Annotated in this window: 13 protein-coding genes; all 13 read right to left on the minus strand. The window is 39.7% G+C overall.

From position 1 onward, the window contains the following. Position 1 precedes the first annotated feature (1 nt). Complete coding sequence (locus QVH07_RS08180; protein WP_289999675.1) at positions 2-1,633, minus strand: arylsulfatase; 1,632 nt, start codon at positions 1,631-1,633, stop codon at positions 2-4. Between the two features lie 690 nt (positions 1,634-2,323). Next, the gene (locus QVH07_RS08185; protein ID WP_289999676.1) at positions 2,324-2,530 is read right to left on the minus strand and encodes a hypothetical protein; all 207 of its coding nucleotides are present in this window, start codon (positions 2,528-2,530) and stop codon (positions 2,324-2,326) included. Positions 2,531-2,705: 175 nt separating this feature from the next. Next, positions 2,706-3,233 (minus strand): hypothetical protein, encoded by a 528-nt coding sequence (locus QVH07_RS08190; RefSeq protein ID WP_289999677.1) that lies wholly within the window; start codon positions 3,231-3,233, stop codon positions 2,706-2,708. After that, positions 3,214-3,516 carry a hypothetical protein gene (locus QVH07_RS08195; protein ID WP_289999678.1) on the minus strand — a complete coding sequence of 101 codons (303 nt, stop codon included), beginning with the start codon at positions 3,514-3,516 and terminating at the stop codon, positions 3,214-3,216. Before QVH07_RS08195 ends, QVH07_RS08190 begins: the two co-directional genes overlap by 20 nt. A 46-nt stretch (positions 3,517-3,562) precedes the next feature. Further along, positions 3,563-4,108, minus strand: coding sequence for a hypothetical protein (locus tag QVH07_RS08200; RefSeq protein WP_289999679.1), 546 nt, complete (start codon positions 4,106-4,108; stop codon positions 3,563-3,565). Beyond that, on the minus strand, positions 4,071-5,609 hold the full coding sequence (locus QVH07_RS08205; protein WP_289999680.1) for a hypothetical protein: 1,539 nt from the start codon (positions 5,607-5,609) through the stop codon (positions 4,071-4,073). The genes QVH07_RS08200 and QVH07_RS08205 overlap by 38 nt, the downstream gene beginning before the upstream one ends. Positions 5,610-5,914: 305 nt before the next feature. Beyond that, positions 5,915-6,415 carry a hypothetical protein gene (locus QVH07_RS08210; RefSeq protein WP_289999681.1) on the minus strand — a complete coding sequence of 167 codons (501 nt, stop codon included), beginning with the start codon at positions 6,413-6,415 and terminating at the stop codon, positions 5,915-5,917. Then, positions 6,403-7,920, minus strand: coding sequence for a hypothetical protein (locus QVH07_RS08215; protein WP_289999682.1), 1,518 nt, complete (start codon positions 7,918-7,920; stop codon positions 6,403-6,405). Before QVH07_RS08215 ends, QVH07_RS08210 begins: the two co-directional genes overlap by 13 nt. Before the next feature lie 357 nt (positions 7,921-8,277). Next, on the minus strand, positions 8,278-10,176 hold the full coding sequence (locus QVH07_RS08220; protein WP_289999683.1) for an adenylate/guanylate cyclase domain-containing protein: 1,899 nt from the start codon (positions 10,174-10,176) through the stop codon (positions 8,278-8,280). Positions 10,177-10,437: 261 nt separating this feature from the next. Continuing rightward, on the minus strand, positions 10,438-10,686 hold the full coding sequence (locus tag QVH07_RS08225; protein ID WP_289999684.1) for a hypothetical protein: 249 nt from the start codon (positions 10,684-10,686) through the stop codon (positions 10,438-10,440). 178 nt (positions 10,687-10,864) lie between these two features. After that, positions 10,865-11,476: a DUF6434 domain-containing protein gene (locus tag QVH07_RS08230; RefSeq protein WP_289999685.1), complete on the minus strand. Its 612-nt coding sequence runs from the start codon at positions 11,474-11,476 to the stop codon at positions 10,865-10,867. After that, positions 11,466-12,530: a DUF3500 domain-containing protein gene (locus tag QVH07_RS08235; protein ID WP_289999686.1), complete on the minus strand. Its 1,065-nt coding sequence runs from the start codon at positions 12,528-12,530 to the stop codon at positions 11,466-11,468. Before QVH07_RS08235 ends, QVH07_RS08230 begins: the two co-directional genes overlap by 11 nt. After that, the gene (locus QVH07_RS08240; RefSeq protein ID WP_289999687.1) at positions 12,527-13,933 is read right to left on the minus strand and encodes a sulfatase family protein; all 1,407 of its coding nucleotides are present in this window, start codon (positions 13,931-13,933) and stop codon (positions 12,527-12,529) included. The genes QVH07_RS08235 and QVH07_RS08240 overlap by 4 nt, the downstream gene beginning before the upstream one ends. Positions 13,934-13,940 lie beyond the last annotated feature (7 nt).

The raw sequence follows: 13,940 nt of genomic DNA on the forward strand, positions 1-13,940 counted from the left end.
CTTAGTCTTCCTCGGAAGAGTTAGGAAGGGGAAGAACAACTCCCACCTGTTCAGACCATTTTTCCCACTCGAGAAGCATTTCTTGATACTTTTCAGGAAATTCCTTTCTCAGGTCATTTTGCTCGGCAATATCCTTCGATAAGTCGAATAATTCGAAATTCGATTTGTCAAAGGGGCGCTCATGGTTTAGGATTTTCCAGTTTCCTTTTCTCAGCATAGCCTGTCCTGCATGTTCCATCCCGAAAACGTAGTTCTCATGGTGTACTTGACTAACATTTCCAGAAAGCATGGGAATGAGCGATTCACCCAGCAGGGGCTTTGGACTGTTGCCTTTCCATTCTTTGGGATATTCCACTCCAGCTACTTCATAGAATGTTGGTGCCAGATCGAGAAGTGTACAAAAAGTATCCTGGATACTCCCTGAACCTGCTACTCCCGGTCCTGCTATGATCATGGGAACATTCATCCCTCCCTCCGTGGTATATCCCTTGAAATATCTAAAAGGTGAACTACCTGCTTCCGCCCATTGGGGGCCATAGGAAATAAAGGAATTTGGCTTGCCCATATCCTCATATTCATCGGTGAAGTGTTTTCTGAGAAGCTCCATAAATCCTTTACGATAGTAGAAATCCTCAGCAGCAGCACCATTATCCGCCATAAATACGATCAGTGTATTTTCATATTTACCCTTCTCTTTCAGATAATCAAGCAATCGCCCCACATTATAATCCAGATTGTCTACCATTCCGGCATAGAGCTCCATTTTCCGAGCTTCTTTTTTTTGCTCCTCCGGAGAAAGCTCCTCCCAGGGTTTTACCCTTGAATTCATTTCAGGCAAAATGGCATTTTCTGGGATCATGCCAGCTTTCTTCAAGGATTCAAGTCTCTGCTGTCGCAATGCTTCATAACCTTCATCGTATCGCCCTTTGTACTTTTTCCAGTACTCTTCATCCACCTGAAGGGGCCAGTGGGGAGAGGTGTAGGCAGCGAAAGTGAAAAATGGTTTATCATCCTCAAGATTGGAATCGATGTATTCGATCAATTTATCCGTGTAAAAATCAGTAGAGTAAGCATCTTCCGGCCACTCCACTTCCTTTCCGTTTTCGAAGTACTTAGAATTGGGTGCTTGAGGTAGAATACCGAGGTTATTGTAATGATTAGCCCCACCTTCTGAAGTCATGAAATATTTCTCAAAGCCTTTTTCGCCCGGATGATGCTCTGGCTCACGACCCAGATGCCATTTCCCTGCCATATAGGTATGGTATCCTGCGGATTGGAGTAATTCAGGAACAGTCACTATCCTGTCGGTGAGGTATCCTTCATAACCCGTTAATTCTTGGATTCTTCCCTGAACACCCATTCCGGCGATATGATTATCATTACCCGTCAGGAACATGGAACGGCTCACAGCACAATAAGGGGATGCATGAAACCTGCTAAATCGTAGCCCCTGACTAGCGAGCTGATCCAGATTAGGGGTGTCTATATCTCCTCCATAACTCCCCAAATCTGCATAGCCTAGATCATCGGCTACGATTAGCAGAATATTGGGTCTTTTGAGAGATTCTTCTTCAGGGGCTTCACATGCGATCAGCATGCTGCAAATACCTGAAAGAAGTAGAAGTCTTTTCATCTAGGCCTTGAAAATTAAGCCAGAAGATAGGGATTTATGGAGATTATTTTGGGTTGGGTTTTGATTAAGATTATGGAGAGGCTTTAGGATGAAGGTGTGGCACGCCAAGGTTTTCCGAAAGTACCGGCTGACTGTCGTGCAGGCAATCTTTTGAAGAATTAGATTGCTTCTTCGCTTTGCTCATCGCAATGACGTAAAAAGCCTACTGCCCTCCCGATAATGTTGACTTCTGCTCCTAAAAGTATTGTACCTACGGCACATGCGTTTTGTGTAGACTTGCGTAACCAAGCTTGAGTCCCTATGGGACTTATAATCAAGTAGAAAAGGTCCCAGAAGGACCGAAACTAGGTAAGGATGAAATTGAAAATGGTTAAGAGTGCCAGAGACACGATTGCATATTAACCAAAAAACCCAAACCGAAAGGCTTGAGTTTTCCGATTTTACTTTGTTTTTTTCTGAGAATGGTGAGTTGTTCTCGAAATTAAAGTCCTAAACTCTGTTATAGCTTCTTTTTGGATAGGTCAAATTATGTCTTTAGAAATTCTAAAACTCATGTGCAGCTCCCAGATGTATAACTTGGATTCGAAGATAATTTGAACCACTTTTCTTAATCACAAATAAATTGAAATAGGGGTGTTCATAACCTTCTATAATCGGTGGTAATTCAGGCATCTTTTCTTTCCTCTCTTTCTAAATCGAAGCTTCAAGAGCATTAAATTCATATACCGAGACAAACTCGATTTCGGTAATAGATTTTAGAGTATCTATTTTTCCTTTTTCATATTTGAAAAGATGATAGTCGATCTCTTCAATTTTTGAACTATCAAAACCATCAAACCTTAAGTACACATTGGGCTTAGGGTCTTTTTGATAAAACCAAAAGCAGAAAAATATCATTATTCGCATCTTCGATCTCCTTCCAATAAATATTTCCCAATATTTAAATTTATTCTTTTTTTAGTCTGCTCGTTAAGGGCAGTCCAGGATTTTGTCTCCTAATTATGGAGGGCTACTATCATTGACAGTTCAAAATGTCTTATCGTTGCATGCGACTCAAGAATGCCAAATAAGATCAATTCAATGTAAACTCAAGTGGCATTCCACATTTATATGCCCATTTTCCATTTTCCTTTTTCATTTGAATATGAACACTCTTTTCACCGGCAATTCTGACAAAACTGAAAGCATAATTGTCAATAAAAATAGCTTCGCTAATGAACCTTACATTTTTTTCTTTTTTCACAACCCTAATTTTATCACCGATGGTTTTTTGTAAAATTTGTTTTTTTTCAAGGCTTTTTAAACTGAATTGAAGTGAATTATAGGCTTGCCTGAAATTAGAATCATTGAATGAGCATAATCCTATTCCTGCAGCTGTTAAATTCTCCTCGTCCCATAGTTGGTCCATCCAAGGTTCATATTTGATAGTATGGCGATTCAGAAGAATATTTTCTTCTTTTGCTTCACTGTAGATATTCTGGATAATTTGGATTTGCTCTTCATCTACAGTCAATGGATTCTGGAAGAAGAACAAACAAAACACAATTGCTGAGAAAAGAGAAACTGTTATCGCTTTAAAATTAATTACACTTTGTACCATTTGCTTTGTTACTACCGTTGATTTCCCTTACAATAATTTGATTAATTTCTGACCAAGTAGTACCCTCTGGAATGAATTCTACTACCTCGTCCATAGGTTGGGATGGATTATCTCTTTTAACAAGTCCAGCAAAAGCCATACTATAGTAATAATCAAAGCTAAGTCCACCCCTTGTTGGACCATAGTTTTTATCCCAATTGCAGAGCAAAACAGCCATGTCTAGAACAAAGTCACCTATGATGATTTTCTTACTCTTTTTATTGGATATAATTAGCTTGATCATTATTAACAAAAAGCCATCTTAATGGTAAAGATGGCTTGTAAACTAGTTAATCTACAAATACTGAATAGAGAGGAACAGAACATTCATATACCCACTCTCCTTCCTTATTCTTCTTTTGTACCCGAAGGCTCTCAGAATTAGGATACTTAAACAACAAAAAGGAGTATTCTCCAATTATAATTGGCTCAGTTATGGACAAATAAGGTTGATCTTTCAAATTTTTGATCAACACAAATCTTTTTCCTAGTTTTTTAGGTTCAAATTCTTTTACCTGAATATTCATTACATGATTGATCAACTGGTCTATCGCTCGTTCCAATCCGGGGACTTCAAAGGAGCAAAGAGCAATGCCTCCTTCCTGTCTATAGTAGTCACCATACAGCAAATGGACCCATGACTTGTAATCGATTGTCTGAAAGAAGATGAGAGTTTGATCCTTACCGGAATTTTTGAAAGCTCCTTCGATGACTTGATATTGTTCTTTTGTCAGTTTATTTTTTTGTTGTGCTTCACAAACCAATAGTGATCCAAAAAGCATGAGTAAAACAAACCCACTAATTGCATTTCGTCCCATTTGCTTTATTGCTTCCATTTTTCTCATTGTTTAAAATCTGATTGATTTCATTCCAGCTGCTACCAGCTGGAATGAATGGCTTTGCCTCATCTATAAGCTGCGTCTTGTTTGGATTTAATAATCCACCAAACGACATTTTGTAATAATAGTCAAAAGGCAAACTTCCTCCAGAAGGTCCAAAGTTTTTATCCCAATTGTAGAGAGATACTGCCATACCTAGAATGAAATCGCTCATGGCCGCATGATGAGTATCATTCCAATCTTCTTCATATTTTTCCAGATATCTTACCATCAGCTCAAATGTATTATAGTCTGTCCTTAAGTGCATATCATAGGTGTTTTCTAATAGATACGCATGAACCGTTTCATGAATGATTGTTCTGGAAATACTAAGAGAGGTTGCATTTTTGAGATAGTCATTATTTAAAGTTATCACGTTGATTCCATTCACACGTTTTGTGAACCCGTTCGCTCCTCCTGTATTATTGCTATTTTGAATCCGATAATCAAACTTCCCACTTTGCTCAAATAAATCAAGCATACCCGGAAAAATGTCCAAAGAGCCTAATCCTGTAAGATCGGTCAGTCCTGCGCTTCCTTTTGAGAGGTCTTTAAATATGTCTGCAGCGCATTGGTTTGTGAGTTGGTTGATTATGGTTTTGGGTGCCGGGATTGTTGGAGGATCCAGAGTCGGCTTATCTCTCGGAACGCTATCTACCCCTCCTCCATCTGTGGCTGGATCTCGATCCCCTGATCCACCACCTTCATTTATATAAGTGTAGCTTGGTCTTCCACCATCTGAGCCGAAACAATTCGATTCTTCGACATAATAGTCTATTTCCTGGGAGCAATATGTTTCAAAATCTTTTTGGGATACACATTGAGTGTAATAAACAGGAATGTAATTTGTCGTACATCGTACATCCATTCCAGCTTGACTTTTCCTTTTGTCACCTTGTTGGATTTTTCTGGAATAACTGTTTTCAATTTGACCGTTCACAACTTCAAAACCCACAAAGAACCGCTCGTCATAGGTGAAAATTTCTAATTTCCCATTCCAGAGTACTGGGATTCCATTATAGCTTATGTCATCAAAGTTGGCTTTAGATTCGTCATCACCAGGATAATATCTTGCAATTACCACATTAAATTGATCCAAGGTCTCATGGCGAACGAACATGATGTTTTGAATCATGAAATCAGCAGGGTTTTCACCTACAAAGATTTCTGACATTTCACTTGGAAAATACTTGGTCGCATTTTCAAGACTCGTCTCAAACACTTCCCGGCCATCAGGAAAATAATAATGATGAAACTTATCCCAGTCGGGTTCTTTTTCAAAAAAAGGAAGGATGAGTTCCTGTGATTCTGTTCGGAAATTCGATCCTCTTTCAGGTAATCGAAGTCGGGTTTTATTGGTTTCAAACCAATCTCGAACAGCTGCGATTTGAGAGGTTTCAACCTCAGGAATTTGAGGATGATCAGGTTCTTCTATACAAGAAGGTAAAAATAAAACCATGGTAAAAAGTACAATTAAACTGGATTTAGCTAGTTTTTTGTACTTGGGGGGGGCAAAAATTGTATTTCATCATTTAATCGTTGGGTAAGTATTTAATTCTTTCGTTAATGTGATGAAAACTAAGGTTTCTCGCAAGTTAAATTCAAAAATTTATCTTTTTTTTGGAACAATGTAGGTTTGTGCCTATCGCACAAATGGTTTTCAGGTAGGCCAAGAGCTACCAAGTCTGAGTCCCTCTGGGACTATGGAGTAAGAGTTGTCTAGATTTAGGTCCTATCCCGATTGAAGCTTAGGATAATGACTTATTAGTTATTCTTTTTTCTTCGTAAAGTGTCCACAGCAGGGATTGGGGCAATTGGGATTTCTAAAGGTGCCAAGTCATTTCCAGAAGCACTTACATGCACCCTAACCTCATAAACTGTAAACTGATAATTATACACGAAACGCTTAGCCGAGCAGTAATCCTCGGGCGGAAGAAGAAAAATCCTTCGATCGGGATCGTTGCCTAATTCGTACCATTCATCAAGACTTAAATCAGATGTAAATACGTAATCTGACTTAAGAATATCAGAATATGTCGATCTGTCCGTCGTTAGTTGATCAGCTTCATCTATCCAAGCATGACCGAATGAAATAAGTGGAAACTCTCTTCCTTTTCTGGTATAAGAAAAATGACTTGTACCTGGCCTGTAGCTCCCTCTATCCCACTTCTCACAATCGTCTATGACAACGAAGAGTATTTTTCGTTGGTTTACATGAGAAAACTGCCCGGCGAGTATAGAAGTAAAAAGAATTAATTTCCACATGGTTTAGTCATTAAATTTTTGGCATTCCCAATATCCTCCTTATAGTTCTCAAATGGAGACTTACCCATTGTGGTTCCTGGCATCTGAGACATGATGTCAAAAGCCTTGGTACCCTCCAAACCCTCCCAGAAAAGATTCTTATAGAAATCTAAAGGAATTCCCTTGGTATAGTTCATGTACTGGTTGAACTTTTGATAATCCTCAGGAAACTGGGTTTTGTGAATTTCCATTAATGCCGCTCCCATTTTTCCTAGAAGTTGTTCTGCCATATATGCATGATGTTGAGGTCCAGAATCGCCTCTAGTCCTCAAAAAAACATATGAATCAAAGTTATAAGCAAAATCATCATCTAGGGGAGTGATTCCATTCGACTTGAGCGCCCGATAAATCTCAGCATGTACCATTTCATGTAAAATGGTTCTAGCGATTAAAAGATCAGGCCTGTTTAAAATACCAGAATTAATAGAGATTTGATGTATTCCATTAATATTTTCAACTTGTCCGTTTATATCTGAAGGTAGGCTGGCCAGCTTTAAGATAGAATTGCTAGTAGCTCCTTCTGCATCCGTAAATTCCGCCATTTCATTTACAAAAGACGAAAGTGCTAATTTACTAACGATACAGCGGGCTCTTGCATTTTCCTTTATCGATTTATCCAATGAAATGGTCAGTTTTGGCTCTGGCAATTCAGGCGGATCATAGCAACTACTACAGGTAGAACCACCACCGTCTGTAGCCGGATCACGAACCCCAGAGCCACTACCACTTCCAGAATATACATAGCTAGGACTTCCTCCATCTGACCCAAAACAATTTTCTTCTGATACATAACGTTCGATTACCTTGTGGCAGTTCTCTCCAACACAGACTTGATAGCCGACAGGGTAATAATTAGTCACACATCTTACGTCCATTGCCTCCTGACTATGTTTCTTGTCTCCTTCGTAGACTGCTCTGGTATAACTAAACTCAATCTTACCGTCTTCAAACTGAAACCCCACAAAGAAGCGCTCGTCATACGTGAAAAGCTCTAATTTTCCATTCCAGAGAACAGGTATTGCATTATAGCTGATTTCATCAAAGTTGGCTTTAGATTCGTTATCACCAGGATAATATCTTGCAATTACCACATTAAATTGATCCAAGGTCTCATGGCGGACGAACATGATGTTTTGAATCATGAAATCAGCAGGGTTTTCACCTACAAAGATTTCTGACATTTCACTTGGATAATACTTGGTAGCATTTTCAAGACTCGTCTCAAACACCTCTCTTCCATCAGGAAAATAATAATGATGAAACTTATCCCAGTCGGGTTCTTTTTCAAAAAAAGGAAGGATGAGTTCCTGTGATTCAGTTCGAAAATTTGATCCTCTTTCTGGTAATCGCAGTTTGGTTTTATTGGTTTCAAACCAATCACGAACAGCAGCAATTTGAGAGGTTTCAACCCCAGGAATTTGAGGATTATCAGGTTCGTCTATACAAGAAGATAAAAATAAAACCATGGTATAAAGTACAATTAAACTGGATTTAGCTAGTTTTTTGTACTTGGGGGGGCAAAAAGTGTATTTCATCATTTAATCGTTGGGTAAGTATTTAATTCTTTCGTTAATGTGATGAAAACTAAGGTTTATTGCAAGAGTATTTTTGAATTTATTGCGAAAAAATGAAATCCTTCCCGTATGGTAATTGAGAAAAGGAATCGCTTCCTGAGAGTATGGGGTTAGGGAATTTTGCTCCTCAGGGCTGTAAGAGGTAAAAATGGTTTTTGGAGACAAAATCCGTGGCGTAATTTAAAAACCTATCGGCTGGGTGAGTGTTCTCACTCACACTATTTTGGCTTTAATACAAAGAAATAACACTCAAGCCTCCTCCACATACCACATGGGTAATAGACCCTTACCTTTTACTTCAACCTCACCTCGGTATTCGAATTTGAAGCGAGGGTTGTCTTTCACTTCTCCGTAAGTGGTTTCGGAGATGTTGATTCTATTGATTTCACAGGCCGTTTCCATTCTTTGAGCCACATTCACTGTGTCACCCCAGATGTCGTATTGGAATTTTTTGATGCCTACGATTCCTGCTACCACAGGGCCTGTATTTATCCCACATCGCATATCAAATTTTACCTCTGTTTTGGTTTGGGGATTTGCATTTCTTTCGTTGATGAATGCCTTCATTTTTAAGGCAGCCAAAACTACATTGGACACCGTAGATTCTGAATTCAGACCGCCTGCTGCCATATAGGCATCCCCAATGGTTTTGATTTTTTCCAGCTTGTATTCTTCGATAATCGAGTCAAAAGCTTTGAAACAGATATTCAATTCTTTCACCAATTCATTTGCCGTCAAGGCTGCGGCTTTTTTTGTAAAGCCAGCAAAATCAGTAAAAATTACACTTACCTGCTCAAACTGCTTGGCTTCGGCATGGCCGTTTGCTTTAAGTTCTTCTGCCACTGAGGCCGGGAGAATGTTTAAGAGAAGTTCATCCGATCGCTCTTTTTCTTTCGCTATTATCTCGGAGGACTTTTTGATGTATTGAGAACGACGATAAAAACCAATGGCGACCACTAGAAATAGGAGTCCTGAAATCACGAATATGATCTGCTTATTTCGCTCTTTAGTAAGTCTTTCATTAAATACCAACTCCTGTTCGATACGAGCTTGTTCATTTTGAATACTATCCAGCATTTGCTTCTTCTCAAACTCGTAATTCATCACGGTTTGGGTAAGCTCCCTAGTGTTGGATTCATTGATAATACTATCTTTTAATGCGGTAGCTTTTTTCAAATAATCCAATTCGGCCCGGTAGTCCCCGGTTTTTTCAGCAACCTCCATGAGCCTCTCGTATGCCATGCGAAGCACTTTAACTTCACCAGCCTTTTCGGCGTTTTCCAGAGATTTCTCGGCATGAAATCTTGCTTTCGCAAGTTCATTGGTTCGCTGGTATAGGTTGGCTAATCGATTATGCGTATAGGCTAGTCCTCTGGAATATCCAAGAGAATCTCTGATTCTAAGTGCCTCTAAGAGGGTCTCTTCAGCCAAGTCTAATTTATTATCATTGGCATAATTGTTTCCTAGGTTACTTAGTGCTAGGCCAATAGAATATGGATTATTTGATTCTCTGGCTGCGGCCAAAGACAATTTGTGATAGAAAATCGCAGAATCAATTGGTCCTGTATGCTCGAAGATGATAGCAAGGTTATTATAGCTACCCTGGATTTCTGAAGGTTCATTTAATCCCTTGTCAATCTCAACTGATTTTCTTGCATGGTAAAAAGCAGGTTCATAATCATGTTGATCATAGTATAGTAAACTCAGACTGGAGTGTGTTGCTGAAATACCACTCAGACTTCCCATTTCCTGATAAATGTCCATGGCAGCAAAGCGATTTTCCAGAGATTTCTCTATATCTCCAAATTGCTTGTACATATTGGCAAGGAAATTATGTGCCCTTGCCTGGATTAGGTCCAGACCAAGCTCGTCCATGGTTTGAATCATTTCCTCGATCAGCTTGGGGTCTGACTGACTTGGATCTCGTTCTTGAATTGAAATGGCATTGTAGTATTGGGCTTGGATTAATGCCCCTGCATTATTCTCCTTCTCTGCCAGTTGAATAGCCTCTTCGGCAAGTTTAATGGCTTTTTCATATTCATAATCTCTGTAGGCATCATAACTCTGTATGAGTAGACTATCCAGACTTTGGCCAAAGCTTGCGAATGGCGAAAATATTATCAGAACAAAAATGAAAAGTCGAAACATATGAAAAATTTATCCCCATTGAATATAGTGATTTCTAGGGAACGTAAAATTTGGCTTAGCAGACTGGCCTTTAAAAACACAAACCTCCCAGCTTGGAGATTCCGGGTAATAAATATACCGCAATAGCCTCTTCGAACGAAGTCAGAAATCCCTTTTGGTATTTGAAAAAATAATGGCGATTACCTTACGATAATTCTTGATGAGGTGAAAAGAAAAAAGCCGATCCAAGTGGATCGGCTTCAATTCATATGGAGGTATCAATTAAGCACTTGCTCGGTTTGGAGCCCATGATGCGCACATCATACCTGGTGCGGCGTGGGTTGGATTAGCGCAATCCTCACGCTCGTATCTCAAGCAGGTAGTACAGTTTCTATCATCCTTTAACTCTGCTTTCATTTCAAATTGATCGCAGGTATAATGACTTGATACTTCTACCCCGTGTACCTTACAAGTGTTATCTCCATTTAAGTTTTCACAATTCTGACAGTTATTTCCTAATCGAATAGCCATAGTTTCATTTGTTTAGTTTCAGTACAAGGGTAAGGATAAACAAGGATGGAATCAATATAAATAACTGATAATCAATTATTTATATTAAGATTAGTTTAAAACTAAGAAAAATTTAAACAAAAATTATCCCTTAGTAGTTTGTTGATCCCTTAGTACCAAATGTGGCCATTGAAGGATTTTATACCTTAATAAGCTTCAAATCACTTTCCTCAAAAATCACCTTTCCGTCCCTATTTTCCATTTTTGATTTGACGCTCCAGCATTTTCTGGCATCCTGAATAGTCTTATCTGGAAACGCGTCAAAGAAATCTCTGAAATATTGGTTCATCATGTTGTGTGGTCGGATGCTTCTTTTGACTCCTCTATTTTTTAACTCCTCCATTTCCTTCCAGGCTATGATTGCATCTTCGAGGGTTTTTCCGGGATTAGTTTTGACCCAATCCATAAAATCGCCATGGCAGTTAAATCGTACCCCGATCTGTGACTTCATAAAGTTCCTGAAGTTCGGACCAAATGAAACACTGTCCGTAATCACCGTTTCTAGGCTTAGGCTTTCTTTGGCCCAGTTAAACTTTGAGGACTTCTTTTTTGAGTTAGCTTTTGGTATCGGTTTTTCTGGGTTCTCCAGGCTAAAAATAATTCGGTCTCTGATTTCGAATTTACTTCCATTGGCTGGGATGCCTGTCTGCTTGGCGTATTCTATTAGCTCAGCTTTTAGCCAGTACCATTTTTTGAAATTTTCAGCCGTTTGAATGCTCAAAATCTCTGGCCTTTCTTGGCTAGTGCTCATGATTCATCCTGTGCTTTCTTAAAATATCCTCGCCGAAATCATTACCTTTTTCTCTCCAGATGGCATGGATATGGTTGCCATTATTCAAGAATCCCACATTGTCATACTCAATAAGAAAAATAGGAGTGTTTATTTGATAGTAATGTGGAGTTTTAGGTGCCAGACCACCAATCCAGGCAAAATAAATATCTTCCTTTTCGATGGCATGGAACATGGCTAAATACTCATCTTTCTTTTCATGCTCCAGATTTCCTAAAAATTCCTCAATAATGTAATGAAGAAGCTTTTCCTGCTCTTCATTGAGCTCGTTAGCCGGAATCCCCACATAGTCATCCAGCCTTTGCTCTGAACCAGGAGCCGTCAGAATATCGCCAGGTACTTCTCGACTGAGAATAGCCTTCTTTTTTTGAGCTTCGCTCAAAGCATTAATCAACCAAAACCCATAATCTTCTTCTTTACTCAGCGGCCTTAGCCCGGCATACTGGGTAACTTCTACCTCGGCTGGGTCAGAGCCAAGGAAGAGTGGGGTTATGGAGTATTCATCCCCGGCCACTGACAAATTTAAAGAGAGATGATGACCTTCAAATTTTAATCCCCAGACATCATCTTTTTCAGGATTTCCCCAGATGGCGAAAAAGTAATTTCCATAATCCCAATTCAATCTTCGAATGTTCTGGATCATGTTTTCGTTCATTTCCCCATTTTCATATGCGATTTCAAAAATCTCGTGAAGGATATCATCCAGCTGAAGGATTGCGAAGGTTTTCAGATAGCCCTGGGAGCTGAAGATTGTGGTTAATAGCCGATGAAATTTTACTTTGCTCTCAGCTGAAAAATCTCCAAACCTTAGTCCTTGTCGCTCTTTAAGGCCTAATGGAAGATTAGACCAATCCTCCCGGCTTTCATTTTCAAATGGAAGCATGGCTTGAGTTCTTTGATCCTCATCAAAGGTGGACATGAGATCCAAAGTGGAAGTTTTGATCTCGGGAACAGACTGCCCATTGGTTTGACTAAAAACCAAAAAGCAGATAAAGGCACTGAGTAAATATTTCATTGTTGGGATTGATTTTCTCTCTTTTGTTGAAGATACTCGTAATGGCTTCTGTCCTGTGAAGTTCGAATGACAAGGCTGGGAGGAAGGGGTCCCAGTTGGCTGACTGCTAAATTCATCGCCCGCATCATTTGGGCTACTTTTTCAGGATTTTCTGAGTAAAGGTTGGTCGTTTCTCCAGGGTCGCTTTTTAAGTTAAAAAGTAAAGTGTCATGAGCAGCAACTGCTTTCATTCCGGGACTACCAGCATAGCCTTTGAAAGGTAGTTTAATTTTCCAGTCTCCCTCCTGGTAAGCCCTTAAATCATTAAGCATGTAGTACAGGAATTTATCTCCTTGCCTTTTTCCATTATCAAAAAGCACATTGCTGATGTCTACTCCATCTATTTCCCGGTCAGTCGGTAATTCCGCACCCACGATTGCAGAGATAGTTGGAAACCAATCCATCTGGCTGGCAGGATCCTCATAGACTTGCCCAGGCGCTATTTTTCCCTTCCACATAGCTACAGTCGGAACACGAACACCGCCCTCGAAAGTATACTGCTTCCCTTCTCGAAGTGGTCCTGCCGAACCGCCATGATCCTCCATCACTAGCCAAGGACCATTATCTGAAGAGAAGATGACCAAAGTATTTTCAAGAATTCCTTTTTCCTCGAGTTTATTGAGGATTTGCCCGACACTCCAGTCGATTTCCTGTATTACGTCTCCATACAAACCCCTTTCGGAAGTACCTTGAAATTCAGGTGAAGCATAAATTGGAACATGTGGCTGGTTATGGGCTAAGTAAAGCAAAAAGGGTTGATTACCAGTTTGATCCAGAAACTTCAGGGATTCTTCGGTGTAGACTTTGGTAGTGTAGGTTTGATCCGGATTAAACTCCTCCACTTCATTATCCCTCATGTAAACCACAGATTCCATGTCATTGGAATAGGGTATGCCGAAGTAAGAATCAAAGCCTTGATTTAAGGGGAGATACTGGGTCATGTGGCCCAAATGCCATTTGCCCACATGAGCGGTTTGATAGCCCTTTTCCTTTAGTACCTCAGCAAATGTAATTTCTTCAGGTGCCATGCCGGTAAAGCTTTCGGGGAAAAACACAGAGTTAATGCCCATTCTCTGCGGCATACGTCCGGTGAGTAGTCCGGCACGACTTGGGCTACAAACAGGCGAAGCAGAAAGGAAATTTGTGAACTTGATTCCCTCCCTGGCAATTCGGTCAATATTCGGAGTTTTGATATCATTAGCTCCAAAACAACCAATATCACCATAACCTAAATCATCGGTAAAAATGTAGACGATATTAGGTAGATCGGATTGTAGAGCTTCTTTTGGTTCCTGATTACATGAAAAAAGAAAGGGAAGGGATGTAAGAACAAAGAAACTGATTCTGAAGGCATGGGTTTTCATCCCATTA

Source organism: Algoriphagus sediminis (assembly GCF_030403435.1).
GTDB classification, from domain to species: domain Bacteria; phylum Bacteroidota; class Bacteroidia; order Cytophagales; family Cyclobacteriaceae; genus Algoriphagus; species Algoriphagus sediminis.

Excerpts from the sequence above, each read along its gene's own strand:
- QVH07_RS08180 (WP_289999675.1), bottom strand. The coding sequence starts at position 1,633 with ATGAAAAGACTTCTACTTCTTTCAGGTATTTGCAGCATGCTGATCGCA.
- QVH07_RS08185 (WP_289999676.1), bottom strand. The coding sequence starts at position 2,530 with ATGATATTTTTCTGCTTTTGGTTTTATCAAAAAGACCCTAAGCCCAAT.
- QVH07_RS08190 (WP_289999677.1), bottom strand. The coding sequence starts at position 3,233 with ATGGTACAAAGTGTAATTAATTTTAAAGCGATAACAGTTTCTCTTTTC.
- QVH07_RS08195 (WP_289999678.1), bottom strand. The coding sequence starts at position 3,516 with ATGATCAAGCTAATTATATCCAATAAAAAGAGTAAGAAAATCATCATA.
- QVH07_RS08200 (WP_289999679.1), bottom strand. The coding sequence starts at position 4,108 with ATGGAAGCAATAAAGCAAATGGGACGAAATGCAATTAGTGGGTTTGTT.
- QVH07_RS08205 (WP_289999680.1), bottom strand. The coding sequence starts at position 5,609 with ATGGTTTTATTTTTACCTTCTTGTATAGAAGAACCTGATCATCCTCAA.
- QVH07_RS08210 (WP_289999681.1), bottom strand. The coding sequence starts at position 6,415 with ATGTGGAAATTAATTCTTTTTACTTCTATACTCGCCGGGCAGTTTTCT.
- QVH07_RS08215 (WP_289999682.1), bottom strand. The coding sequence starts at position 7,920 with ATGGTTTTATTTTTATCTTCTTGTATAGACGAACCTGATAATCCTCAA.
- QVH07_RS08220 (WP_289999683.1), bottom strand. The coding sequence starts at position 10,176 with ATGTTTCGACTTTTCATTTTTGTTCTGATAATATTTTCGCCATTCGCA.
- QVH07_RS08225 (WP_289999684.1), bottom strand. The coding sequence starts at position 10,686 with ATGGCTATTCGATTAGGAAATAACTGTCAGAATTGTGAAAACTTAAAT.
- QVH07_RS08230 (WP_289999685.1), bottom strand. The coding sequence starts at position 11,476 with ATGAGCACTAGCCAAGAAAGGCCAGAGATTTTGAGCATTCAAACGGCT.
- QVH07_RS08235 (WP_289999686.1), bottom strand. The coding sequence starts at position 12,530 with ATGAAATATTTACTCAGTGCCTTTATCTGCTTTTTGGTTTTTAGTCAA.
- QVH07_RS08240 (WP_289999687.1), bottom strand. The coding sequence starts at position 13,933 with ATGAAAACCCATGCCTTCAGAATCAGTTTCTTTGTTCTTACATCCCTT.